Source organism: Flavivirga spongiicola (assembly GCF_030540825.1).
Lineage (GTDB): Bacteria > Bacteroidota > Bacteroidia > Flavobacteriales > Flavobacteriaceae > Flavivirga > Flavivirga spongiicola.
The window spans coordinates 673,772-697,903 of sequence record NZ_JAUOEO010000002.1; the positions used below are offsets into that span (position 1 = coordinate 673,772).

Consider the following 24,132-nt stretch of genomic DNA (forward strand, 5'->3'; position numbering starts at 1 on the left):
TCTTTGTTGTAAAATGTTATTTTACCAAAAATTTGTGAGCTTCATTATTTAAAGTTATTAAATAATATCCTTTTTCTAAATTTTTAATGGAGATGAAATTTTCTTTAATGTGTCCTTGATGAATTAGTTTTCCTGAAAAATCAAATAATTTATACTCTTTATTGATTAAATAATTTATGTTAGTGAAATATATTTTATCTTTTGCAGGGTTAGGGTATAGGAATATTTCGTTATTATTTGAATTATTTTCATTAATAGATAAGATATCACCAAAATAGGTGTCTAAATAAGTTAGCCTATTTTCAAGCCAATTCAGCATATAAGATAAATCTTGTTCACTAAATGAATAATTTGGAAAGACTAAAGCTTCTCTTTCGTATATTTTATTATTTAAAAGAAATTCATATTGGGTTTCAATTGTTTCAGCTAGAGAGGTATTATCGAAGATATTCTCTCTATATTCAAACCATCTATTTGAAATGCTCTTTGAGGAATTATTTGGATTTAATTCTATAACTCTATTAATTAACCCGTTACTTAATATGTCATTTGTGATATTTTCGTTGTTACCATTCCATATTGTCCCAAAACAACCATCTAAATCCCAAGGAACATAAAAATAAGGTTCATCAGATTGATATTTTGCGAGGTAAATATTTTTTCCTGTATTATCCGTTGCTCTTAATAGATTGAGAAATATAAAATAATCAGAATAGTTATTAAAATCAAATTCACTCCAAATATTATCAAAAAAATAGGTATTTGATGAATTCATCACAAAATCTGTAAACTGATATAAATTACTCCAATCCGTTACATCGTCTTCTTTAGGGTATTTTATTTCGTAACCACTCCAAATTCTATTGTCATTATTATAAGAGGGGAAATTTGTAAAGGTAGAAGCTCCCCAAGATATTCCTTTATATAGTTCACCTCGAATATCTCCATTGAAACTTTTAAGTTTTAATTGTTTTTTATCAATTTGTTCAGAAAGATTATAAATACCATTATAATTCCCATTTAAAAACATCTCTACATACTTGACATTAGCACCAGATTTAGCCTTAGGTTCATCTTCTAGGTAGTTTGTAGTATGTATATTAAGCCATAATTTATTTGAAATATAACTTCTTAATCTCAAGGGTTCATTATATAGAGCATCTAAGATCCAATCATCATCAGACCTTAAGTTTCCAAATTGGACATTATGTGTGTCTTCACCGCTATCATCTTCCCAAAATTCCAAATCATAAGTTTTTTTAGGATAACTTTGTGATGAGCCACCTCTTAATTCTATTCCTATATTCGATATTAAAACTTGTTCATTATCAGCATATACAAAATTAGCAAGCACTTTAGGTTCATCAAAAATTGTATTTGGAGTTTCTATTGAAATAATTGGTAATTGTGTAAAATATAATGTGTATTGGTTAGTTGTATTTGTTTCAGTAATTAAATATGAATCTGAATACTCCAAAGTAGTTGGCATTGAATTGAAATTATAATCATTTTGGTTTAAGGATATGATTATTTCATTGAAACCAGTAACATCATTATAAGTTTCAATATTTTCAATATGAGAAACTATTAAGGAATTAGTCTCATCTATTTTAAAGTGGTTTTCAGGAATGTCAATAGTTAATGATTGTGATAAACCTAAAATTGAATTTAATATTATTAAGAGTGTTAAACAGAAATTCTTCATTTTTATTTCATAGTGTTTTAATGAGTTTATGTATGAAACGTATCGGCGAAAAAGATACTACGTTTTTAGTTCAGTACAGACCCAAGTTCCATGTTTTTAATTTATTTACTTTTCCAAGTGTGTTTTTGCCATTGAGTTTATCAATCTTAATGGAGATTTAGCTAGTTTACTAAAAATGGAACGAACTAAGCAATTATTTACATTGTTGTAATGCGTTTTTATATTTTAAACATATCAATTGATCGCATCCAGAAGATCTCAGATTCAAAAAACTTAAGCTTGGTTTTTATTATACGATCAGTTTTGTCCCTAGGAGATTTTGTTACAAATCTTGCCTTGGAATTATTAAAGTCTAAAGTATATTTTTCATCAAAGTCTTTTTCCTTTTCTGAAAAAAAAGAAATGATTTTGTTTTCTGCACTCCATTTTCCTTTCCCGTATTTATTTACTTCGGGTGGGATTCCTCGTTTATTATTTGAATAAGAATGGAAGAAGAAGGTTCCATCTTGATTTAAAGTTAATTTATATTCAATTAAGTGATTTCCTTCTTTACCGAGTGTACGATTATAAACACCAGTCAGCTTATCCGATTGAGAAAATAAGATCAAGTTAGATATTAAAAGCAGACTGGTAAGTATTAGTTTCATTTTAGATGCATTACAGTTTAACACTATGTGCATAGGTGTATATACTTCAATTATATAAACAATAAAATATACTTACAAATCTAATGGATATTTAACAGAATAAAAACTACTTTTTAGCAAGTCTTCGCATCGCAACCCATTGCTTCAGCATATCTCTGGCATCTTGTGCAGGATATCCTAAAACGGTTTCTCCAGCTTTTACATTGTTCATAACACCAGATCCAGCACCTACAGTAGCGCCAGATTCGATAGTGGTGTGATCTTTAATAGAAGCGCTTCCTCCAATAATAACACCATCACCTAAAGTTACAGAACCAGCAAGTCCGCTATGCCCAGCCATAATACAAAAACGTCCCATAATACTATTATGTGCTATTTGTACTAAGTTGTCTATTTTACAGCCATCACCAACAATTGTTGCACTAAATTTAGCCCGGTCAACACAAGAATTAGCTCCGATTTCAACATAATGACCAATAATAACATTACCAATTTGTGGAATTTTAACAAGGCCTCGTCCATCGTCACTTGGGCGATATCCAAAACCATCTGCACCAATACTTACATTGGTATGGAAAATACAATGACTCCCGATAATACAACGTTCCCTAATAACCGTTCCAGACCAAGCAATGGTATTGTTACCAATAGTTGTTTCGTCAAAAACACAAACGTTTGGATATAAAATAACGCCGTTACCAAGTTCTACATTTTTACCTATATAGCAATTGGCACCAATTTTACAGCCTTCTCCAATTTTTGCGGTTTCATGAATAACAGCTGTAGGATGTATATCGGTATCAAATTCTGGAGCTGGTGGATTAAAGAGTTCTAAAATTTTAGCCATAGCTAAATCAGCATTTTTTACTTTAATTAATGCTCGATTGTCTCCAGGTTCTACATTTAAATTATCGTTTACTACAGCAGCACAGGCTTTTGAGTCTGCCCAATGCTTAACATATTTTATACTGCCTATAAAAGTTATATGATTAATTTCGGCGTTTTGTAATTGTTCTGGTCCATCAATCGATTGTGTTGTGTTTCCTATTAACTCACCTTTTAAGATATCATTAATTTCTTTTATAGTATACGATGTCATATGTTTTCTAGTTAGAGGTTAGCAAGTGTTTGTAAATCTAACGGAAATAAAATAGAATTTGTCTTTTTTTTTGTAATCATATAATCGTATAAAAGCAAACATCCGATAAAAGGCCATAGTTATTACCTTTTATCGGATATTTGTTAGATATAGAAATCTGCTTTAACTACTTTTTCTTTAAAATACTATCTATTTCATAATGTTTTTCTTTCATAAGAGCTAAAGCAAAGGCAGCAGCAGCAGCTGATAATACAGAGTAATCAAAAGCACCTTTAATTCCGGTTGAAAAACACATTGCTAAAGCAAAAATTAATAATAGGAATCCACTTAATTTTGCAAATAACTCGGTTTTATAACCTATCAGTAAACAAATAGCAAAAACGATTTCTGCAATGGTGGCTGTTAATCCTAAAAAAGGAATTAGAGACTTTGGTATTAAAGGATTAATAAGCTGTGTGTAATCTAAAAAAGATTGCCAATTTCCCCAAACAGAGACTTTTTGTTGCCAAAACCCAAGTCTATCTGCTACGGCAGAAAGAAAACCTGCGCTAATGGCTAATCTTAAAAATGATTTAATGATGTTTCGACTCATAGTTAATGTTCTATTTTATAATTTCCGGGTGTGAATTGAAATACTTTCATAAGCCTGTTCCAAGTATTTATTTGGGTTATGGCCAGCGTTAGGTAGCATATTTCTTTTTTATTAAAATGACTCAATAATGGTGTATAATCTTCTTTGGGTATTGGTGCGCTATTTATTTTTGTAAGGGTCTCAGCAAACTTCAATACAACTCTTTCTTTATTAGAAAAATAGGGAGTTTCTTCCCATACGCATAAAGATGATAAACGTAGTTCCGTTTCACCTGCATGTTTTAATTCTTTATAATGCATATCTAGGCAATAAGCACAACCATTTTTTTGAGAGACTCTTAATTTTATAAGTTCTAAGAGTTTATTATCTAGTGGAGAATTGTCAATTGAGTCTTCTATAATTCTCAAGTTTTCAAACATGCCTTCTGGGACATCGGTATAAGAAATTTGTTCCATAGTTTACTATTATTTTTAATTATGAAACAAAATTAGGATAGAGAAAATAAATAAAAATTAAGATGTCTTAAGAAATAAAAATTATTTGTTTTTCCGAAGTTCGCTTAAATATTCGGGTGTAATATCAAGATATGAAGCGATCATATATTGAGGAACCCGTTGAGAAAATGCTCTAAGTTCATTTATAAATACATGATACCGTTCTTTACTATTCATTTTAATGTAATGTTCGTTTTTGCGCTCAATGGCAATAAACATGTTTTCGGTAATAATTCTAAATAACCGTTCTAATTTTGGTATGGCTATATAGGCTTTTTCTAAATTAACTTTACTAATAGTAAGTATGGTTGTTTTTTCAAGTGCTTGGATATATAAAAGAGATGGTTGTTCGGTAATAAAACTTTCCATATTGGTCATCCACCAGTTTTCTATACCAAAATGAATGATATTTTCGTGGCCTTTATCGTCAATCTTAAAAGTTCGTGTTAATCCTTTTGTGATAAAGAATTTAATTTTGCATACATCGCCTTCCTTTAAGATAAATTCTTTTTTTTGAAACGTTTGTAATGTTAGATAGCTATAAAATAAATCTATTTCTTCTTCGGAAAAAGGGACATAACGATTTAAATACCTGTGAAGTTGTTTTCTCATAATTATACCAATTGAATTTCAAAATGACGCATGATTAAATTTGAATTGGTATTAATCATCGATTCTATTATCATCAAAAGCAGAAGGTAATAATTTTGGAATAAATTTAATAACCAAAGGTAGTAATAATGCACCTCCAGGAAGTATAAATATAGCAAGGCTAGGTATGGATTTAAAAACATCCAATAGTTGCTCTTGGACTTTTTTTTGTTCCTCGCTATTTAAATCTCGAACTGTAGATTGAGATAACAAAATCATAAGTTCCTTACTGTCTTTAAGTTCTTGATATAAGCGCTTGCTATTTCTTGTAATCAATTTATTCACCATTTTACTAGAGTTATTGTAAAAACTCTGTACAATATTTTTAGAACTTAAAAGTGCTATATTGTCTTTATTCGTAGTGTAAAAATGATTTACAGTATTTATAGATTGGTTAATACGAGATGTATGAAGGTTTAAATCGGTACCTAACTGAATTAAAAATTGTTGTTCATTATCATCAATAGTCCTATCTCCCCATGTGGCCATACAAGCTAAATCTAAAACATAGTATTTTTCTTGTTTCGTTTTTATAATTTCTATGGCTTTTTTATAATTTACATGAACGTTATCTTTAAATCGCAGCGAAGATTCAAAGAGCTTTATTAAACTTTCATCGTACTGATTCTTTCTTGTTTTAGAATTTAAAACATCTAAAGAAATAGTCTCTATAGCGGCTTCTAAATTTTTTATATAATCAATTGAAATCGTATTGTTTTTTAAAAACTCCTGATAAGCAAGTACATCAATAAATAGTAAAGCATTTATAATAAAATAATTAAAGTTTTTAGTCAGTACATTGGCATCAATTTGTACTCGTTTATGAATTATTTTTTCAAGTTGTTCACTAGATTTTTTACCACCTAATAATTCTTGAAAGTATGAAATTTTAAGCTCATTTATATCCGTATAAAAATTTATAACACTATCAATAAATGAGGTTTTAGACGTTGAATTATTATGAGTGTACAATAATGTTAAAAGCAAATTTGTTTTACAAAGCTCCTCTTCAGTAAGATCTTTTTTATTAATAGTGTCTCCAACAATACCCAAATTACTTCCATATATAAAGCCACAATTTCTTAAGGTATTATAAAAGGCTTCTTCATTAAAATTAAAGATAGCATCCTTTTTTTCAATCTCCTTTAGTAGTTTTTTTATCCAACCTTGTGCAGACGGATTCATAGTATCATTTTTTATATGGTGTAAATGTAATGCTTTAGGCATTTAATTTACAAATTTCCGTTTTAACAAAGTTTACTTTCTTGATACAATTTAGAATCTAATCTGTTAATGTTTCGATATAAAAACCATGAGTTCTGATCATATCAATGATATCAGATTCTGTAATATTAGTGGTCGCTTCAATTCTAAGTACATTATCAATATCTTCAAGATCGATTGACCATTTTATAATGTCAGAATGCTTATTGAGCAAGGGCTTTAAAGACTTTATTTTTTTCTTTGACTTTATATCTGTTTCAAATATTAGTAGGTGCATAATCGAATAATAAAAAAAATAATGAAACTTAAAGCGATTCGAGTTCCGATTCGTTTGTTTGGCTTGGATTTGTTTTTCGTTCGAGGTATTGTTTATAAAGCTCATCGCCTTCCTCTTCCCAAAATTCGTCATAATGTTTCCATTTTGAAAAATCACTTTTGGAATTGTCGTTACATTTTTGTTTCGAACTTTTAGACGATTTTCCACCACCTCCACAGCCTCCAAGTAGTAATTTTAGGAATATAAACAATCCTACGGCTTGCCAATAACTAAGGGTAGTAAGTCCGAAAATTTCTGGCATAAGCCAATTCCATAACCACATGATTACAAAACCAAACAAAATTGCAAGTCCGGTGATGGCAATAGCACCAAAGATGATCATTCCGGCAATTTCTACTGGAGATTTTTTTCTGAATTTATGAGTGAAAAAATTTTTCATGATATGTTAATTTTTATGTTTGTTAATTTCTGATTCTAATTTTTTATATAAAATTCCAATGGCTCGATGTCTTCTGGACATTAGTGTGCCTTCAGGAATTCCTGTTTCTTTAGAAATTTCTTTATATGAATAGCCTTCGAAATCTACCGCTATAATAATATCTCGATATCCCGGTTTGAGTTGTTTAATGCTCTTTTTTAAAAGGGGAATCATTTCTTCTGACGTTTGATTGTCTGTTGATTGGTAAATCATTTCTGCTAAATCCAAAAACTCACTATCAATTTCTATTTGTTCTGTTGGTTTTGTTGTTCGCATAATATCAATTATTCTATTTTTAATTGATCTATATACAAAACCAGCTACATTATTGATAGGAGCATATCTATCTGCTCCTGAGAATAATTTTAAAGCTACGTCCTGAATAATATCTTCAGCATTTCGACTGGCAGTATCTTTTATTCTGCTATTCACATAAGCCTTAAGAGATCGGTACTCTCTACCAAAAAAATCATTAAGTTTTTTACTGTTTTCTGATTCCGAATTCATTTAAAACCATTTATAAAGGGTCTTTGATTAAAAAGACGATACTTTTTTAATCTATTGCATTTTATTTAAAAATAATGCATTTTATTTTCTTGATAAGAAAGAATGCAGGTATGATATTTCTCTGGAATAAGTTTGGTGTTGATATATTAACTATAACCCTGGTTACGGATTCATTTTTTTAGATTTTAGACCGCTTGTTTTTTAGGTTATACTACATGCAACAGATTTTCTGAAGGTAATTTTATTCAAGATTTTGTTTTGTTAATCTAAGATACGTAAATAAGAATACTATAGGAACTTAATCGAATTTCAGGTAAAGGGGACAAAATACTTAATTTATAGACCTATAATAAGGCGTTATCTATACGGTTTTTAAATGCAATTTTATCATCAACGTGTAAAGCTAAAACTCTAAATTTTCTTTTAACGCCATAAAGTCCAATTAACGTATGTTCTGTCTTTAATTTGATTATTATATTATGCCCCTCAAGTTCTCCGAGAAATGATAATTTTCTAACGGCTTTGTTCTTCCCAATATCTTTTGAAGATATTTCTATTGAATCGATTTTTTCCAGATCAATAGTCGATTCGCTCATAATACCGTATCGAAGGTAGAGCTTATCATTTTCTATCGATATAGGTCTTTTAATCATTGATTTTAAAAAACCAAAAATTTGTGTTCCGGAATAAATACTCAAAAAAGTTAAAATCCAAGCGGCAATATGACTCCATTTTGCAAGTAATATGTGAAGTACAACTGTTTCTATGGCAACAATAAATATAATGGCAATTAATAAAGATATACTACCACTATTTTTATGATATGAGAATTCATTTTCATTTAATTCTCTTTTTTTCCAATAAATAAAGCCATAGTAAAAAATAGCGATTTCCGTTGCGAATGGTATTACAGCTGGTTTAGGAAGTATTTCGGAACAAGTACTTTTAAGGATTGTAAAAAAATCGAGAGATGACGTCTTTTTCTGTTTGTAGCATTTTATGCCTTTTCTAACATTATAGATTACAAATGATAAAACCGATAATTCTATGATTGGAAAGATCCAAGTTTTAAAAAGGTTGAGGTAATATTGATTCTCAGAAGGAAGTATCACTGAACAAATAACCATTCCAAAAACCATAAAAGGGATTATTGTCGTTTTTGGAATATTGGTTTTTCTAATTAGTAAAAAATATATAAAAGGAACTGTCAATAACAGGTCAAACGTGACCCCAATTGCCAAACTATTAGGGTTTAATTGGAATACTGATGATTTAACGATCAAAATCATCAACCCAATAATCAGTAATGGAAGCCCAAATATGATTAGTTTTTTTTGAAGGTTTATTGTTTTGTTCATTTCGTTTGTTTTTTACTAATATATAACCGTTTCTATACTGAAATAAGTTCAGTACAGATTATTTAATACCAAGATACCAAGATGCAAAAGAAGTTAGCCGAAATTTTTCACAAAATCAATTTTTTTACTTCTCTAAAGCCGTCAATTCTGCTATTTTACAAATAACCTCTGTTGCTTTAATCATACTTTCAACAGGCACATACTCATAACGACCATGGAAATTGTGTCCGCCGGCAAATATATTTGGGCAAGGCAAGCCCATATAACTTAATTGCGAGCCATCAGTGCCACCACGAATGGCTTTAATTAGTGGTTCAATACCAAGTTGTTTCATGGCTTTTTCGGCAATATCTACAATATGCATCACAGGCTCGACCTTTTCTTTCATATTATAATATTGATCTTTGATTTCGGTACTAATAACTTCCCTACCGTATTGCGAATTCAATTCGTTAGTTAGCTTTTGCATGACTTCTTTACGAGCCTCGAAATGACCTCTATCATGATCGCGAATAATATATTCTAAAACCGTTTCTTCAACATCTCCCTTCATATTATGTAAATGAAAAAAACCTTGATACCCCTCAGTATGTTCTGGAGTTTCTAGTCGTGGCAGAGAATTAATAAATTCCTGAGCGATGTACATAGAATTTATCATTTTACCTTTAGCATATCCGGGGTGTACAATTTTACCTTTTATTTTTACTACGGCACCGGCAGCGTTAAAGTTTTCGTATTCTAATTCACCTATTTGACTTCCGTCCATAGTGTAAGCCCAATCTGCACCGAATTTTTCAACATCAAATTTATGTGCACCTCGACCTATTTCTTCATCGGGAGTGAACCCGACTCTTATTTTTCCATGTTTAATTTCCGGATGATTCACTAAATATTCCATGGCTGAAACAATTTCACAAATTCCAGCCTTATCATCCGCACCCAGAAGGGTGTTGCCATCTGTTGTTATTAAGGTTTGACCTTTATATAAAAGTAAATCATCAAAATAGTCGGGAGATAATACAATATTTTCATTTGCATTTAAAACAATATCATTACCATCATAATTTTCAATGATTTGAGGGTTTACATGGGCTCCTGTAAAATCCGGAGAAGTATCAAAATGTGAAACAAATCCAATAGTTGGAACATCATAATCTATATTACTAGGTAGTGTTGCCATAATGTATGCGTTAGCATCAATGCTAACATCGTGCATCCCAATAGTTTTAAGCTCTTCGGCTAACTTATTAGCCAAATCCCATTGCTTTTTTGTACTAGGTGTCGTATCCGAGGTTGGATCGGATTCTGTATCAATAGTAACGTAGCTTACAAATCGTTTTATGATGTTTTCTTTTGAAATCATTTTAAGTTTAATTTGGTTGGTTTGAGCGAAATGACTCAATGATCTATTACGGGTTTAAAAATACGATTATTAATTTTTTTGCTTTCAGAATTGTGCAATTTTTTATTTAGTATTTTTAGTTTATTTAGTTTTTTTAATAGCACTAAAAATACTTTTGCATACTTTTGCATAAATAATACCGGATGTACAAATTATTACTTCGCCCTCTATTTTTTTTATTCGACCCTGAAAAAATTCACCATTTTACATTTTCGTTGATAAAATTCACATCTAAAATTCCTGGTTTTACTGCTGTTTTTAGAAGTTTATATGTGGTTAAAGATGCCAGATTAAGACGAAATTTATTCGGATTAACATTTAAAAATCCAGTAGGCTTGGCAGCAGGTTTTGATAAAAATGCGGTGTTATATAACGAATTGGCAAATTTTGGTTTTGGTTTTATTGAAATTGGTACGGTAACTCCTAAAGGGCAAGCTGGAAATCCTAAGAAAAGATTATTTAGACTTAAAGATGATCAAGGAATTATTAACCGAATGGGGTTTAATAATGAAGGCGTAGAAATTGCTATTTCTCAATTAAAAAAGAATAAGGGCAAATTGATTATTGGTGGTAATATTGGCAAAAATACTGATACAAAACCTGAAGATTATACTAAAGATTATTTAGAGTGTTTTAATGCATTACATCCGTATGTTGATTATTTTGTACTTAATGTGAGTTGCCCGAATGTTGGGAGTCATGCTAAATTAAATGATAAAGATTATTTAGAGGAGTTAATAGGTGCGGTGCAAAAGGCAAATGCAACATTTGAAAATCAAAAACCAATTCTTTTAAAAATAGCTCCCGATTTAAATGATGGACAATTAGATGAAATCATAGCGCTTGTTGCTAAAACAAAATTAGATGGTGTTATTGCAAGTAATACGTCTATGAACAGAAGTAATTTAAAAGCTTCAAAAGAGTTACTTGAAAGTGTAGGTAATGGTGGTCTAAGCGGACAACCTATAAAAGATAAAAGCACAAGGGTTATAAAATATTTATCAGATAAAAGCAATAAATCATTTCCGATAATTGGAGTAGGAGGCATACATTCCGCTAAAGATGCTCTCGAAAAAATAGATGCTGGTGCAGATTTAGTACAAGTTTATACTGGTTTTATTTATGAAGGTCCAAGTCTTATAAAACAAATTAATAAGGCCTTGCTTGAAAGGTAGTATAAAAGCTATTTAACGTGACTTCAACATAATAGTTCTTGAAGCAGTCTTATTGTCTTTAGCAGGATTATAATGAATATTAATATTGAGCTTTCGTTACTTAATAATCTTTTTAACGATTCTAGAATTCTCACTATGAATTGTTAGGAAGTAAGTTCCAGAAGATAAACTACTCACATTAATTGGTTGGTTAGTTAGCGTTCCAGATAAGAATACCTGTCCGACTAAATTAGAAATTTGATAATTTAAAACAGCTTCAGTGTTTCTGGATTTAATATAAAGCGAAGCGTTTGTAATGGGGTTTGGATATGCTGTTATATTCGATAATGTTTTGGAAGAATCTTGTTCTTCTTCAATATGCTTAATAAGAATATTGTCAATAGCAATGTCACCATCCCAACTAGCACCTCTTATAGCTCTAAAACGAACTTTTATAGTTTCATTCTCATAAGAAGATAAATCAATAAGTTTCTTTAAAAACGCATCATCTTGATTAGATTGTTGGTTCCCGTGAAGTGCCGGGATAACATCATTAATATAACCGCTATCCGTTTTAATATCTATATGTAATTCTCCTATGTTTTTACCAAACATATGATACGAAAATTCTAATGCGGTGTTTGATGAGGTGATATTAATACATGGTGAAATAAATTCAGCAACATCTCCAGGGTTTGCCCCGGAAGCTTCAGCATAAATATATTTTCCTATGATATCATCTGATTTATTATTACTTAGAGGACCTGTGCCATCTGTAGCAGTTTGTCCAATATTAGAATACCAGTTATAACCACTTTTAGAAGTATCTATCGTTGTCCAACCATGATCTCCTGCTATTTCAAAATTCTCAAAATTTTCTTCTATAGGGTTTATTTCTGTGCCTACTTTTATAAATTTCGAAAATGTTTTCTTTATAGTTTTAGACTTATTGGAGACCGTAAGCGTTACATCATATATACCAGTATCATAGGTGTGTGAAGGATTTTGATTTGTATAGTCAATAATACCATCAGAATCTATATCCCATTGCCAGTTGGTAATATTAGAGCAATTATTTTTAAAATTCACAGTTAAGGTTTCCTCGCAGGTTATGCTAGTATCTACACTAAAATTAGCGTTAAATGATGGACATGCTAAATAGTTTTTTGTAGTATGGTAAAAGGCATACATTCTAGCTAGTTGCTGATCGGTGAAATGGTTTCTACAGGATTTTCTGGAATAAGACATTAAATTACCCGTATCAGGGTTAAAGGTATGTCCGTTTGCATCTGTTTCTATGCCAATAAACTCGCAAAAACTATTAACATTACTATTAGAAAGTATAGGGTCTGCAGGTGTGTCACAAATACCATCACCATCTGTATCACAGTTGCTACCATCGACTAATTCGGTGGTCATTTTGTTATTATCTGGTCCGTGTGTGTGTGTTAAAGAGAAAAAATGTCCTAATTCGTGTGCTAAAGAAGAACCGTTAGTTGCACAGCTGTTTTTCATAACAATGATATCATTATCTCTTCCAACATTATTACTATATCCACAAATGCTTGCATCAGAAGAATTTAACAACTGATTGACAAAATAAATATTTATTAAACCCGGTGTATAGTATGCTTCTTTTAAATCACTTTCATTACCTTTTTTAAAATGACAAAATACATCATCATCTATATAGTCAATGCTATCGCACAAGAAGAATTCCATATAAGCACCTGCATAAATATCATTAAGGTTTTCAATGGCATTATTAAGATCGGAAGTACTAAGTCCATCACTACCATTTGAAGACCTAATAATATGTGCTTTGATAGGAATAGAGTTAACTATTCTGTGAGTGTTACTTTTTCCAGATTTACTAAAAGCAAATGCCTTCTCGTATTTTTTAATTTGTGGTTTTATGCTATTTATATAATCAATGGACTCTGAAGTTGTTACTGTACCGCAACTGGATTCGATTTTATTCTGCCCGAAAGTATAGTATGGAGCCGACAATATTATCGAAATAAGTAATAGTTTTGGGTTAGTAATAAAAATATTCATTTGGGCAAAACATTTTTTCAAATGTATACCATAATGAAAAAGATGAATAATAAAAACGTTTAAACGTAAATTTTATCGGTTACCCTTCAATTATATGCTTAACTTTTAGTTGATTACTAGCTTTTTTGAATTACTTGCGCCATCAATAGTTTTTAAATTTAACAGATAAATACCTTTGTTTAAGTTCGTTAAATTAACACTTAATTGGGGTATTCCTGTTTTAATTTCTATTTGTTTAACTAAGTTCCCTAGTACATTATAAACCTCTATTGAGTTTAATTCACTATTTTGAATATTAGAAATTGTGATATCGCCTTTGGTTGGGTTTGGAAATATTTTTATATTTTCAATTGTATTAATTGTTTCAGTACTAAGAGTAGATTCAATATAGTTGAATGTGACAGTTCCTATTCTATGGCTCATATTACTATTTACGCCATCAAATGGTGCAAGATTCTCTAAACTTGTTATAACTCCTAAAGGGTTTGTGTCCAGATTATCTCCAGAATATCCACTGCCATCCTCTGTTCCGGCATCATAAGGAAATACATCTATCGTATAAGTTGCTTTCCAACCATTATTAACAGCTCCATTTCCTGACCTTAAATTTTCACTATTAACAGCAATAAACCAATCAGGGCTTGGAGCTATCATAGTTGCCAAACTTACAAAAGGATGATCTTCGCTAATTTGAATACTTTTGGTTATTGTACCCTGAGCAGAACCAAGTCCGCTACCAATATCAAACTTATCAGCATCAGAATTTGCTGTGACCTCAGATTCAAAAGCGCTGGTGCTACCTGTTTCCGCAATTGATTCTATTCCAGCTGAAGCAGGGCTTCCCATCATTAAAATTGTATTAGCTGTTTTATGCGTAGCAATAGCTAAAGGAGACCAATGTGGGTTGCCAGGTAAAGGAATTGTACTAATACCATTTGCTGAGTCACCAGCTGTGGTTTCCCAAAAACTTTCAAAAACTATAGTATAATTTGCTGTACTTTGACCAAACGAGGTCAAGGAAATAAGAAACGCAAAAATAAACAGAAAAGTAATTTTTTTCATAGTATGGTTATTTAGAAGTTAAAGATAATGTCGCATAATTGTATAAAACCTTACAGATCAATTAAAAAAAACTTTATTTTATTGTTAATAGCTTAACTAAATTAATAGTATTTTTATCCTTCTATTTTTTGACTAAATGCAAAACAAAGTGAAGATTATTGAATGCCCACGAGATGCCATGCAGGGTATTAAAGATTTTATTCCTACAGAAAAGAAAGTACAGTATATTCAGTCGTTACTTCGTGTAGGTTTTGATACCATTGATTTTGGTAGTTTTGTATCCCCTAAGGCCATACCTCAAATGGTTGATACAGCCGAGGTATTATCAAAACTTGATTTATCTAAAGCAACCAGTAAGTTACTGGCTATTATTGCAAATACCAGAGGAGCGGAAGACGCAAGTAAGTATCCGGAAATAGATTATTTAGGTTATCCGTTTTCAATATCAGAAAACTTTCAAATGCGTAATACCCATAAAACGATAGCGCAATCTGTTGAAACACTTTCAAAAATATTAGATATTGCTAATACATCGAACAAGGAAGTCGTAGTTTATATATCTATGGGCTTTGGAAACCCTTATGGAGACCCATGGAATGTTAATATAGTAGGGGAGTGGACTGAAAAACTTTCAAAGATGGGAGTGAAAATTTTATCATTGAGCGATACTATTGGAAGTTCTAATGCAGAAAGTATAAATTATCTATTTTCAAATTTAATACCTCAGTACCCTAACATTGAATTTGGAGCACACTTGCATACAACACCGAGTACTTGGTTTGAAAAAGTTGATGCAGCCTATAAAGCTGGGTGCAAACGTTTTGATGGAGCCATTCAAGGGTTTGGTGGGTGCCCAATGGCGAAAGATGAATTGACAGGTAATATGCCTACCGAAAAACTATTATCATACTTTACTTCAAAAAAAAATAATAGTTTAAATGCGCTTAGTTTTGAGAGCGCTTATAACGAAGCTTCTAAGGTTTTTAATTTTTATCATTGATTTTACGATTTTTAAAACACTGATTTTTAGTTTCTTAAATAGATGTTTAAAAGTTTATTTAAATTTAATCTAAATAAACTTTGTGTAAGTAATTATGAGTTTTATATTTGCAACTTCAAACTGACAATTATTTATAATAAGTCTAAATAAGAATAACAATTTAATCAAAAATGAAAAAATTAACTTTACTATTTACAATTTTAATAGCATCAATTGCTTATGCGCAAACCGCTCAAGATTCTATTACATTTAACCCTCAAAAGCAATTAAATGCTGCGCAACGTATATTGTCAGGTAATTATGGAGAAGCTGTTACTGTAGGTGCTTATGGAGAGTTAACATATAACCAGCCAGAAGCCGATAATGGAGAATTAGATGTACAACGTTTAGTTTTACTTTTTGGATATAAGTTTAATGATAAAACTCAATTTGTAACAGAAGTAGAATTCGAGCATGTTGAAGAAGTATTTATAGAACAAGCTTTTGTAAACTATGCTGTTGCACCTAACGTGAGCTTACGTGGTGGTTTAATGTTAGTGCCAATGGGGATTGTAAACGAGTTTCATGAACCAACGACATTTAATGGTGTAGAGAGACCATCAGTAGATAATGCTATTGTACCAACTACTTGGCGTGAGATAGGTGTTGGTGTTACAGGTAGATTTAATGAAATCTCTTTAGGGTACCAAGCTTATGTTTTTAATGGATTTCAATCCGTTAATGGAACAAAAAGACTAGGTGGAAGCAGTGGATTGAGAAACGGAAGACAAAAAGGAATAAAGTCAACTATAAACTCTCCTAATCTGTCTGTTAAATTAGATTATTATGGACTTCCCGGGTTGCGATTAGGATTATCAGGTTATTTTGGTCGTACACAGGCTGAAGATGATGTAGATATGGTAGACGGGTCTGATATAGGAATTTCTATGATTGGTGTAGATGCACGTTATGCTTATAAAAGATTTACAGCACGTGGACAATTTATTCACGCAAGTCTTAGTGATACTGAAGATTACAATGACTTATATTATGATTTAGCAACGGATCCAAACCAAGGTTTGGGAAGCTCATTACAAGGTTGGTATGTAGAGACTGCTTACAATCTATTGCCACAAAATAAAGCACAACGTTTATTTGCTTTTGCAAGATATGAGCAATATGACACACATGCAGATACAGCGGGAGCTTTAGTAAAAAACGATTCTTATAACAGAAGTGATATTACAACAGGTTTAAGTTACCATATTGCCCCAGGAGTTGTTTTAAAAGGAGATTATCAGTTTAGAGATAATGAACAATCTGGTTCTGAGGTAGCTAATAGACTTAATTTCGGAATCGGTGTTTGGTTCTAAATTAGTTTGAATAACAGTGCTTAATAGTGGTGGAATTTTTGCCCCGCCCCAAGTCTTAAAAAAATATAAAGAATCGCTATAAACACTAATGAGATATTCAAATGCTCATAGCTAATTTAGAAATAAACATTTCTAAATTAGCTATTTGGCATTTAAGTTGTAAGTAACACTAAAAAAAATAATACTTTTGCAGCATGAATTTTAAATACATTTCATTATTATCTGTATTGCTATTGTTAATGTCTTTTGGTTTGCCAAAGAATATTCAGAAAAAAGTAGATAAAGAAATTAAAAACACTTTTAGTGTCGAAACGTTCAAATTCACAGGTGTTGCTATTTCTTCAGATATATCAAAAAACTTACCTTCTAAATTTGAAGAAGACAATCTATTTAAAATAGAGGCTAATAATACCTTTTTGGGCTATGCTTACCTCTCCCAAGCCTCAAGTAAAACAGCACAATTTGATTATCTAGTATTACTTGATAAAGACTTAATTGTTTTAAAATCTAAGGTATTAATATATAGAGAAGAATATGGTGGAGAAATAGGAAGTAAACGTTGGCTAAAACAATTTATTGGAAAAAAGGGTGGTGATACGTTAAGGTACGGCGATAATATAATGGCTATTTCTGGAGCAACTATTTCAGTTCGATCTATGACAAATGCTATGAATAACTTATTAGAATCATTAAAAATACTTCATTCAAAAAACATTCTGTAAATGCAGTTAAATGGATTAATATTTACACTTCCTAAAGAAATTAAACTGTTAATAGGTGCATTTATAATTGTATTAAGCATTGGTTTTTATACAGGCTTGCTATTTGTTGGAGAAACTTCTTCTGCTCATCCAAATGGAATAGAAGAACAATATCTGGGAAATGAGGATGATGAAAATGCTGAGGTGATGCGTTTTAAAAAAAGCGATCAAGAAATGCTCACATTAGTTCATAACCATATTTTATCTATGTCAATTATTTTCTTTTTAGTTGGTTTGATAATTTCTATAACTAAGCTTAATAAAAAGCTGAAATTATTTTTAATCGTAGAGCCATTCATATCAGTTGTACTTACGTTTGGAGGCTTGTACATGCTTTGGACCGGTATCCTTTGGATGAAATATATTGTTATGCTTTCAGGAATTTTAATGACACTTACTTTTACAGTTTCTGTGCTTGTTATTTTAAAGCAGTTGCTTCCCAAAAAGGAACTATCAACATAATTTCTCGTATTTTTAGATCCTTATGCGATGGATTATATTTTTCTTCATACTCATTTTTAACTATACTACTTTATCAGCTAAAGAATGGAAAAGTCTTAGGGTTTATAAAAAAGAGACTCAAAAAGATACGCTATTACCTTCCGATTGGTTAAAACAAGATAGAACTAGAAATACCTTGGTATGGCAAGAAGCTAATCTGTTTAATCTTAAAAATAATTCATCACAAGAATACAAAAGCATTTCTCAGCGACGCGATTTTTACAAATGGCTTTTTAATGAATTGAAAAAAAAGAAACATGAGGTTGTTTGGGTGAAAATGGCCTATTTTATTTCAAAAAAAATGCATCTTATGGAAGTGTTTCCTTATTCAATCTTTTCAAAAAAGGATATAAAAACCTATGCAAAGAAAGGAAGTGAAACCGTTTTTAATAATGTGTTTATTGAATTACAAAGACTTTATAATTCCCAATCAATATTAAAAACAGAAAAGGCTTTGGAATGGGATAAAACTATTTTAAAAAAGGAGCAATACGAATGGATAGACAATATCTATAAAACCATAGATGCTAGGAATTTAAAAACCTTAGAGCGTATTGCAAAAGGAAAGTTTTTATACGGGCTATTAGTACCAAAGGCTGTCAGGTTTAAAGGGGAGCTTTCAAAAGCTGTGACACGCTATAATTATGCTATTGAAGTACTTAAGCCATATTGTGAAAACAGATACAAATAATATCATACTATCTTAGATTTTAGTTGTATATTTGCACGCAATTATAACGTAATTGCATCATGACTGCACATCAAAATAAAATAGTAGGAGAAGGATTAACCTACGATGACGTCCTTTTAGTTCCAGCTTTTTCAGAAGTTCTTCCACGTGAAGTTAATATTCAAACAAAATTTACTCGTAACATTACTATTAATGTACCTGTTATTTCGGCAGCAATGGATACAGTTACCGAGAGTAAAATGGCTATAGCCATGGCGCAAGAAGGAGGTATTGGCGTTTTGCATAAAAACATGACTATTGAAGCGCAAGCTTTAAAAGTTAGAAAAGTAAAACGTGCTGAGAGTGGTATGATTATAGATCCTGTTACTTTGTCTCTTACAGCCAATGTTAAAGATGCCAAACAGAATATGGCAGAGCATGGTATTGGAGGAATTCCCATTGTTGATGATGAAGGTGTATTAAAAGGCATTGTAACGAACCGTGATTTGCGTTTCGAGCATGACAATTCAAGACCCATTGTTGAAGTGATGACTGGTGAAAACTTGGTGACTTCTTCTGTAGGTACTTCTTTAAAAGATGCTGAAAAAATCCTTCAGAAGCATAAAATTGAAAAATTACTTATTGTTGATGATTCTTATAAATTATCTGGGTTAATTACGTTTAGAGATATCACGAAGCTTAGTCAGAAACCAATAGCTAATAAAGATCAGTATGGGCGTTTACGTGTTGCTGCTGCTATAGGTGTTACTGGTGATGCTGTTGATAGGGCTGAAGCTTTAGTAAATGCTGGTGTTGATGCTGTTGTCATTGATACAGCACATGGCCATACTAAAGGTGTGGTTGGTGTATTAAAAGAAATAAAATCTAAGTTTCCGAGTTTAGAAGTTATAGTTGGTAATATTGCGACAGGTGCAGCTGCAAAATATTTAGTTGATGCAGGAGCAGATGCCGTAAAAGTTGGTATTGGACCAGGATCAATTTGTACAACACGTGTTGTTGCAGGTGTAGGATTTCCACAATTTTCTGCGGTTTTAGAAGTTGCTGCTGCTTTAAAAGGTACCGGTGTGCCAGTAATTGCAGACGGTGGTATTCGCTATACAGGAGATATTCCAAAAGCGATCGCAGCTGGGGCAGATACGGTCATGTTAGGGTCGCTATTAGCAGGGACTAAAGAATCTCCTGGGGAAACTATTATTTACGAAGGAAGAAAATTTAAATCTTACCGTGGTATGGGGTCTGTGGAAGCCATGAAACAAGGTAGTAAAGATCGTTATTTTCAAGATGTCGAAGACGATATTAAAAAACTAGTACCAGAAGGTATCGTTGGTAGAGTGCCTTATAAAGGAGATTTATACGAAAGTATTCATCAATTTATAGGTGGTTTACGAGCTGGTATGGGATATTGTGGAGCTAAGGATATAGAGGCATTAAAAGAAAATGGGAAGTTTGTAAAAATCACGGCAAGTGGTATTAATGAAAGCCATCCTCACGATGTAACTATTACTAAAGAATCACCTAATTATTCCAGATAAAGTAGTTTTTTTTGTTATTATATAAAAAGAGAAATTACAATAAGAGCGTAATCAAACGGGTTTTAATGCTGTGTTGTGTTGTATAGTGTTTCAACTAAAGTTGTAATTGGGCAAGGCATCGTTTTTAATTTTTCCAAATATTAATGTTTTCGTTATCCGATTTGTATAATATTAAATTTGGTTTAGGCATTGCTCCATTAAAAACTAATTTTGAAGAGAATAACAGTTTTTCATTACCGTAGTAGGCTACCCAATGAGGAACAAACGGTTTTTTAAGTTGTATTATGGTTTTTCGAGTTCCATCATTATTCAAGATGTCAAAAGACCGTTTCCCCCAATATGCTAATAATAATTCTCCATTTTTAAAGTCGGCATCAAATATTTGATTTCTATTAATTGGAGCATCACTAATTTGTAAGTCTATTAAATGTGTCCATTCTTTAATTATTTTTCCTGTTTGATCAGTTAACCAACAAGAACTATCACCTAGAAGAAGAATTTGATTGTTGTTAATAGCTCTTATTCTTTTGATTGGAACGTCAAACTTAAAATACTTTTTTGAGTTTTGACCTTTTTTCAAACTATAGATATTCGGGTATCTTCCAAAAATAATTTCTTGATCAGAGTTCATGAAAAAACCGCCATCTCCAATTCGCCATTTATCTTCGAACCAACCCCAAATTTCAGACAGTTTTTCACCAATTTGAGTTTTAAGAATTCTTATTTCAAATTTATCGGTCTTCTCTAGATATCTTTGTTCAATTATGTAAATATGGTCCCCATTGCTAGAAAACATATAATCACTCGCAGGAAATTCAGATTTCAAAAGTATTTCAGGATCTGAATTTGGATCCCAAATCATTACACATGCATGATGATCTGTATCATTAATAGGGCTAACATACGACCAAAGAACATATTTGCCTACGACTATCATATTACCTCCAGGATGTGCAAAAACTTGAAAAGAAGTAACAAATGCTATAATAAATATTATTCGTCTAATTTTTTTCTTCATTACCTTCAATTGTGCCTAACTATGCTTCCCGATACAGTCTTGTTTTAGACCTTGAATAAATTTGGATGGCAAGTTATTTTTGATAAACTAAAATAAGGATTTTTATTACTAGTAGAAAAAATATTGTGAAGAGGTAGTATGTTCTTTTTAAATAGTGGCTAATTTTTTATAATTAATAAGTGTAAAAAGCGCATTATAGGTGATTTTAGCCGTTGTAGACTTGTCCGCGATGTGGTTTTAAAGCATCTCTTACAGGTTTCATTTTATCTTCTTCAACAACTAAAAAGGCTATAACATGTGTATCATTTAAATTTTCAATGCCAGTGATAGAAATATTTAGATTTTCTAATTGGATGTATTCTTTTAAGTGAATTTCATGATGTTGTGCTATTTTAGTAGCATCTGGTCCGCGAAAATCCCAAATAAGTTTTAATTTGCGCATAAAAAGAAAAGTAATAATATTGCAATCCAAATATAATCTAAAAAGCGTAATAATAGCCTTTTTTAATCGTTTATAAAACAACTTGTAATATAGGTTTATATTACTATTTTTGTAAACCATTGAATAATTTTTCACTCTCATGCCATTAAGATATTTAGTTACTTTTTTATTAATCACATTAATATTAAATGTTAAAGCACAATCTGCCCAAGAAGGTGTTCTTTTTTTCGTTGATGATAACCCTGTTTATACATCGGAATTTTTAAGAGTGTATAACAAAAACCTGGACTTAGTTCAAGACGAATCTCAAAAAGATGTTGATGAATATTTAACACTTTTTACTAATTACAAATTAAAATTAAAAGAAGCTAGAGCTTTAGGGTTTCATGAAAAGCCATCATATAAAAGAGAATTAGCTAGTTATAAGAAGCAATTAACAAAAAGCTTTATGACCGATGCTAAGGTTACTGATGCCATGGTAGAGGAAGCCTATGAACGTATTTCTTATGATGTAAAAGCAGCGCATATTTTAGTGAAAGTGGATGCAAATGCAAGTGCAAAAGATACACTTATAGCTTACAATAATATTTTGAAGCTTCGAAATAGAACTTTAAATGAAGGGTTTGAAGTTGTTAGAAAAGAAGTGCATAATGGACAAACTGTTTTTGGAGAATCATTAGGTTACTTTTCTGGTTTTAGAATGGTATATAAGTTTGAGACTGCCGCTTTTAATACTAATGTTGGAGAGATATCAAAACCTTTCAGAACCCGTTTTGGGTACCACATAGTTCATGTTCTAGATAAGCGTAAATCTAGAGGAGAACGCACCGTAGCACATATTATGGTTGCTGAAAAAAAGGTAGGGGCTTTAGCTGAAAAACCAGAAGTTAGAATTCAGGATATTTATAAAAAAATTAATCAAGGTGAAGACTTTGATGTTTTAGCAAAACAATTCTCTGATGATAAAAGCTCTGCTTCGAAAGGCGGCGTACTAAAACCTTTTTCAAGCGGACAATTGGGGTCGCAAGAATTTGAGGATGTTGCTTTTGGTTTAAAAAAGGTTAATGATGTATCAGAACCTTTTAAAACTAAATATGGATGGCATATTGCTAAATTAATAGCAAAAAAGCCAATACCAGAATTTAAAGCTATCAGACCTGAATTAGAAGAGAAAGTAAAACGGGATGATCGTTCTAAATTAATAGACGAAGCTTTATATGCATCATTAAAAACAAAGTATAATATTAAAAAAGGACAACCGGCATTAGATTATTTTGAGTCTATACTTAATGATGACTATTATAAAAGAGTATGGAAGTTACCAGGTGATTTTAGCGAGAATAAACCATTAGTTAAAATTGGTAAAAAACAGTTTTTGTATAAAGATTTTGGTCACTATTTATTAAAAACACAGCGAATAGGTGTGCAAAGGACTTCAATTAGATTAATTGTTTTAAGTAGATATGACGATTTTTTAAACTATCATTTAATTAAGTATCAAGAGGATAATTTAGAAACTGAAAATGAAGAGTTCGCTCATATTATTAATGAATATAGAGATGGTTTATTATTATTTGATTTAATGGAAAAGACCATTTGGAATGCAGCTAAAACAGATTCTATTGGTATTCAGGATTTTTACAAGGTACATAAAAGTAAATATATATTACCCCAGCGTATTGATGCTATAGTAGCTTCTTCATCAAAACAAAAAATATTAAAAAAAGTAGCCAAATTGTTAGACCAAGGCATGGCATTAGACCAAATAAAAAGACTTGTAAACAGTAAGGATAAAGTAGAAGTGATGTTTACTTCTGGTATCATGGATGCAGAACATCAGGCACTTCCTAAATCTTTTCAATTTAAAAAAGGCATTTCAAAGATTTATAATCATAATGGAGCTTTCGTGATTGTTCAAGTTAAAGACGTATTACAAAAAACGAATCAAACTCTTGAAGAGGCTAAAGGAATTGTTATAAGTGACTACCAGACCTTTAAAGAAGAAAATTGGTTAAAAGATTTAGGTAATAAGTATAAAATTAAGATCAATCAAGAAGCTTTAAACAAGATAAAGAATCAAATTAAAAAGTAAATAAGTAGGTGGGGGACAAAATCATCATATTTTTT

24 protein-coding genes are annotated in these 24,132 nt (G+C 31.1%); 8 read left to right on the forward strand and 16 right to left on the reverse strand.

The features are described 5' to 3' along the window. Nucleotides 1-16: 16 nt before the first annotated feature. From Q4Q47_RS22920 to pepT, 12 genes are all read right to left on the reverse strand, one after another. On the reverse strand, nucleotides 17-1,705 hold the full coding sequence (locus Q4Q47_RS22920) for a CotH kinase family protein (RefSeq protein ID WP_303309059.1): 1,689 nt from the start codon (nucleotides 1,703-1,705) through the stop codon (nucleotides 17-19). A 218-nt stretch (nucleotides 1,706-1,923) separates the two neighbouring features. Next, a complete protein-coding gene (locus tag Q4Q47_RS22925; protein ID WP_303309060.1) occupies nucleotides 1,924-2,352 on the reverse strand; it encodes a hypothetical protein in 429 nt (142 codons plus the stop codon). 106 nt (nucleotides 2,353-2,458) lie between these two features. Beyond that, complete coding sequence (gene lpxD, locus Q4Q47_RS22930) at nucleotides 2,459-3,451, reverse strand: UDP-3-O-(3-hydroxymyristoyl)glucosamine N-acyltransferase (protein ID WP_303309061.1); 993 nt, start codon at nucleotides 3,449-3,451, stop codon at nucleotides 2,459-2,461. A gap of 166 nt (nucleotides 3,452-3,617) precedes the next feature. After that, nucleotides 3,618-4,043 (reverse strand): DoxX family protein, encoded by a 426-nt coding sequence (locus tag Q4Q47_RS22935; RefSeq protein WP_303309062.1) that lies wholly within the window; start codon nucleotides 4,041-4,043, stop codon nucleotides 3,618-3,620. A 2-nt stretch (nucleotides 4,044-4,045) separates the two neighbouring features. Next, nucleotides 4,046-4,498: a carboxymuconolactone decarboxylase family protein gene (locus Q4Q47_RS22940; protein ID WP_303309063.1), complete on the reverse strand. Its 453-nt coding sequence runs from the start codon at nucleotides 4,496-4,498 to the stop codon at nucleotides 4,046-4,048. Between the two features lie 81 nt (nucleotides 4,499-4,579). Continuing rightward, a complete protein-coding gene (locus tag Q4Q47_RS22945; protein WP_303309064.1) occupies nucleotides 4,580-5,149 on the reverse strand; it encodes a Crp/Fnr family transcriptional regulator in 570 nt (189 codons plus the stop codon). Nucleotides 5,150-5,200: 51 nt separating this feature from the next. Beyond that, a complete protein-coding gene (locus Q4Q47_RS22950) occupies nucleotides 5,201-6,415 on the reverse strand; it encodes an LETM1-related biofilm-associated protein (protein ID WP_303309065.1) in 1,215 nt (404 codons plus the stop codon). A 55-nt stretch (nucleotides 6,416-6,470) separates the two neighbouring features. After that, complete coding sequence (locus Q4Q47_RS22955; protein ID WP_303309066.1) at nucleotides 6,471-6,689, reverse strand: hypothetical protein; 219 nt, start codon at nucleotides 6,687-6,689, stop codon at nucleotides 6,471-6,473. 28 nt (nucleotides 6,690-6,717) lie between these two features. Beyond that, nucleotides 6,718-7,128 carry a hypothetical protein gene (locus Q4Q47_RS22960; RefSeq protein WP_303309067.1) on the reverse strand — a complete coding sequence of 137 codons (411 nt, stop codon included), beginning with the start codon at nucleotides 7,126-7,128 and terminating at the stop codon, nucleotides 6,718-6,720. A 6-nt stretch (nucleotides 7,129-7,134) separates the two neighbouring features. After that, nucleotides 7,135-7,674, reverse strand: coding sequence for an RNA polymerase sigma factor (locus tag Q4Q47_RS22965; protein ID WP_303309068.1), 540 nt, complete (start codon nucleotides 7,672-7,674; stop codon nucleotides 7,135-7,137). A 344-nt stretch (nucleotides 7,675-8,018) separates the two neighbouring features. Beyond that, on the reverse strand, nucleotides 8,019-9,032 hold the full coding sequence (locus Q4Q47_RS22970; RefSeq protein WP_303309069.1) for a hypothetical protein: 1,014 nt from the start codon (nucleotides 9,030-9,032) through the stop codon (nucleotides 8,019-8,021). A 124-nt stretch (nucleotides 9,033-9,156) separates the two neighbouring features. Then, nucleotides 9,157-10,395, reverse strand: a complete 1,239-nt coding sequence (gene pepT, locus Q4Q47_RS22975) for a peptidase T (RefSeq protein WP_303309070.1) — start codon at nucleotides 10,393-10,395, stop codon at nucleotides 9,157-9,159. Nucleotides 10,396-10,577: 182 nt separating this feature from the next. Between pepT and Q4Q47_RS22980 the strand changes: the two genes are divergently transcribed. Next, entirely contained in the window at nucleotides 10,578-11,609 is a 1,032-nt protein-coding gene (locus Q4Q47_RS22980) for a quinone-dependent dihydroorotate dehydrogenase (protein WP_303309071.1), read from the forward strand. Nucleotides 11,610-11,705: 96 nt separating this feature from the next. On the opposite strand, the gene Q4Q47_RS22985 is transcribed toward Q4Q47_RS22980, so the two are convergent. After that, nucleotides 11,706-13,646 carry a T9SS-dependent choice-of-anchor J family protein gene (locus tag Q4Q47_RS22985; protein WP_303309072.1) on the reverse strand — a complete coding sequence of 647 codons (1,941 nt, stop codon included), beginning with the start codon at nucleotides 13,644-13,646 and terminating at the stop codon, nucleotides 11,706-11,708. Between the two features lie 105 nt (nucleotides 13,647-13,751). Then, entirely contained in the window at nucleotides 13,752-14,708 is a 957-nt protein-coding gene (locus tag Q4Q47_RS22990; protein WP_303309073.1) for a T9SS type A sorting domain-containing protein, read from the reverse strand. 136 nt (nucleotides 14,709-14,844) lie between these two features. On the opposite strand from Q4Q47_RS22990, the gene Q4Q47_RS22995 reads away from it, so the two are divergent. The 6 genes from Q4Q47_RS22995 to guaB all read left to right on the forward strand — a co-directional run bounded on the left by Q4Q47_RS22995 (nucleotide 14,845) and on the right by guaB (nucleotide 20,545). Further along, the gene (locus tag Q4Q47_RS22995; protein WP_303309074.1) at nucleotides 14,845-15,708 is read left to right on the forward strand and encodes a hydroxymethylglutaryl-CoA lyase; all 864 of its coding nucleotides are present in this window, start codon (nucleotides 14,845-14,847) and stop codon (nucleotides 15,706-15,708) included. A gap of 170 nt (nucleotides 15,709-15,878) precedes the next feature. Beyond that, the gene (locus Q4Q47_RS23000) at nucleotides 15,879-17,060 is read left to right on the forward strand and encodes a hypothetical protein (RefSeq protein ID WP_303309075.1); all 1,182 of its coding nucleotides are present in this window, start codon (nucleotides 15,879-15,881) and stop codon (nucleotides 17,058-17,060) included. 194 nt (nucleotides 17,061-17,254) lie between these two features. Next, nucleotides 17,255-17,782 carry an FMN-binding protein gene (locus tag Q4Q47_RS23005; protein WP_303309076.1) on the forward strand — a complete coding sequence of 176 codons (528 nt, stop codon included), beginning with the start codon at nucleotides 17,255-17,257 and terminating at the stop codon, nucleotides 17,780-17,782. Continuing rightward, nucleotides 17,783-18,283: a hypothetical protein gene (locus Q4Q47_RS23010; RefSeq protein ID WP_303309077.1), complete on the forward strand. Its 501-nt coding sequence runs from the start codon at nucleotides 17,783-17,785 to the stop codon at nucleotides 18,281-18,283. A gap of 22 nt (nucleotides 18,284-18,305) precedes the next feature. Further along, a complete protein-coding gene (locus tag Q4Q47_RS23015) occupies nucleotides 18,306-19,013 on the forward strand; it encodes an Insecticidal toxin complex protein (protein ID WP_303309078.1) in 708 nt (235 codons plus the stop codon). Nucleotides 19,014-19,072: 59 nt separating this feature from the next. Continuing rightward, a complete protein-coding gene (guaB, locus tag Q4Q47_RS23020; RefSeq protein ID WP_303309079.1) occupies nucleotides 19,073-20,545 on the forward strand; it encodes an IMP dehydrogenase in 1,473 nt (490 codons plus the stop codon). A gap of 124 nt (nucleotides 20,546-20,669) precedes the next feature. Here guaB and Q4Q47_RS23025 read toward each other — a convergent pair whose 3' ends face one another. Together Q4Q47_RS23025 and Q4Q47_RS23900 are read right to left on the reverse strand one after the other, a co-directional pair. Continuing rightward, nucleotides 20,670-21,563 (reverse strand): hypothetical protein, encoded by an 894-nt coding sequence (locus tag Q4Q47_RS23025; protein ID WP_303309080.1) that lies wholly within the window; start codon nucleotides 21,561-21,563, stop codon nucleotides 20,670-20,672. Between the two features lie 205 nt (nucleotides 21,564-21,768). Next, nucleotides 21,769-22,005, reverse strand: a complete 237-nt coding sequence (locus Q4Q47_RS23900; RefSeq protein ID WP_303309183.1) for a hypothetical protein — start codon at nucleotides 22,003-22,005, stop codon at nucleotides 21,769-21,771. Between the two features lie 139 nt (nucleotides 22,006-22,144). On the opposite strand from Q4Q47_RS23900, the gene Q4Q47_RS23035 reads away from it, so the two are divergent. Beyond that, complete coding sequence (locus Q4Q47_RS23035) at nucleotides 22,145-24,097, forward strand: peptidylprolyl isomerase (RefSeq protein WP_303309081.1); 1,953 nt, start codon at nucleotides 22,145-22,147, stop codon at nucleotides 24,095-24,097. Nucleotides 24,098-24,132: the final 35 nt, after the last annotated feature.

Bases quoted from the DNA above. Each gene is read 5' to 3' on its own strand.
- Q4Q47_RS22920 (WP_303309059.1), bottom strand. From the start codon at position 1,705: ATGAAGAATTTCTGTTTAACACTCTTAATAATATTAAATTCAATTTTA.
- Q4Q47_RS22925 (WP_303309060.1), bottom strand. From the start codon at position 2,352: ATGAAACTAATACTTACCAGTCTGCTTTTAATATCTAACTTGATCTTA.
- lpxD (WP_303309061.1), bottom strand. From the start codon at position 3,451: ATGACATCGTATACTATAAAAGAAATTAATGATATCTTAAAAGGTGAG.
- Q4Q47_RS22935 (WP_303309062.1), bottom strand. From the start codon at position 4,043: ATGAGTCGAAACATCATTAAATCATTTTTAAGATTAGCCATTAGCGCA.
- Q4Q47_RS22940 (WP_303309063.1), bottom strand. From the start codon at position 4,498: ATGGAACAAATTTCTTATACCGATGTCCCAGAAGGCATGTTTGAAAAC.
- Q4Q47_RS22945 (WP_303309064.1), bottom strand. From the start codon at position 5,149: ATGAGAAAACAACTTCACAGGTATTTAAATCGTTATGTCCCTTTTTCC.
- Q4Q47_RS22950 (WP_303309065.1), bottom strand. From the start codon at position 6,415: ATGCCTAAAGCATTACATTTACACCATATAAAAAATGATACTATGAAT.
- Q4Q47_RS22955 (WP_303309066.1), bottom strand. From the start codon at position 6,689: ATGCACCTACTAATATTTGAAACAGATATAAAGTCAAAGAAAAAAATA.
- Q4Q47_RS22960 (WP_303309067.1), bottom strand. From the start codon at position 7,128: ATGAAAAATTTTTTCACTCATAAATTCAGAAAAAAATCTCCAGTAGAA.
- Q4Q47_RS22965 (WP_303309068.1), bottom strand. From the start codon at position 7,674: ATGAATTCGGAATCAGAAAACAGTAAAAAACTTAATGATTTTTTTGGT.
- Q4Q47_RS22970 (WP_303309069.1), bottom strand. From the start codon at position 9,032: ATGAACAAAACAATAAACCTTCAAAAAAAACTAATCATATTTGGGCTT.
- pepT (WP_303309070.1), bottom strand. From the start codon at position 10,395: ATGATTTCAAAAGAAAACATCATAAAACGATTTGTAAGCTACGTTACT.
- Q4Q47_RS22980 (WP_303309071.1), top strand. From the start codon at position 10,578: ATGTACAAATTATTACTTCGCCCTCTATTTTTTTTATTCGACCCTGAA.
- Q4Q47_RS22985 (WP_303309072.1), bottom strand. From the start codon at position 13,646: ATGAATATTTTTATTACTAACCCAAAACTATTACTTATTTCGATAATA.
- Q4Q47_RS22990 (WP_303309073.1), bottom strand. From the start codon at position 14,708: ATGAAAAAAATTACTTTTCTGTTTATTTTTGCGTTTCTTATTTCCTTG.
- Q4Q47_RS22995 (WP_303309074.1), top strand. From the start codon at position 14,845: ATGCAAAACAAAGTGAAGATTATTGAATGCCCACGAGATGCCATGCAG.
- Q4Q47_RS23000 (WP_303309075.1), top strand. From the start codon at position 15,879: ATGAAAAAATTAACTTTACTATTTACAATTTTAATAGCATCAATTGCT.
- Q4Q47_RS23005 (WP_303309076.1), top strand. From the start codon at position 17,255: ATGAATTTTAAATACATTTCATTATTATCTGTATTGCTATTGTTAATG.
- Q4Q47_RS23010 (WP_303309077.1), top strand. From the start codon at position 17,783: ATGCAGTTAAATGGATTAATATTTACACTTCCTAAAGAAATTAAACTG.
- Q4Q47_RS23015 (WP_303309078.1), top strand. From the start codon at position 18,306: ATGCGATGGATTATATTTTTCTTCATACTCATTTTTAACTATACTACT.
- guaB (WP_303309079.1), top strand. From the start codon at position 19,073: ATGACTGCACATCAAAATAAAATAGTAGGAGAAGGATTAACCTACGAT.
- Q4Q47_RS23025 (WP_303309080.1), bottom strand. From the start codon at position 21,563: ATGAAGAAAAAAATTAGACGAATAATATTTATTATAGCATTTGTTACT.
- Q4Q47_RS23900 (WP_303309183.1), bottom strand. From the start codon at position 22,005: ATGCGCAAATTAAAACTTATTTGGGATTTTCGCGGACCAGATGCTACT.
- Q4Q47_RS23035 (WP_303309081.1), top strand. From the start codon at position 22,145: ATGCCATTAAGATATTTAGTTACTTTTTTATTAATCACATTAATATTA.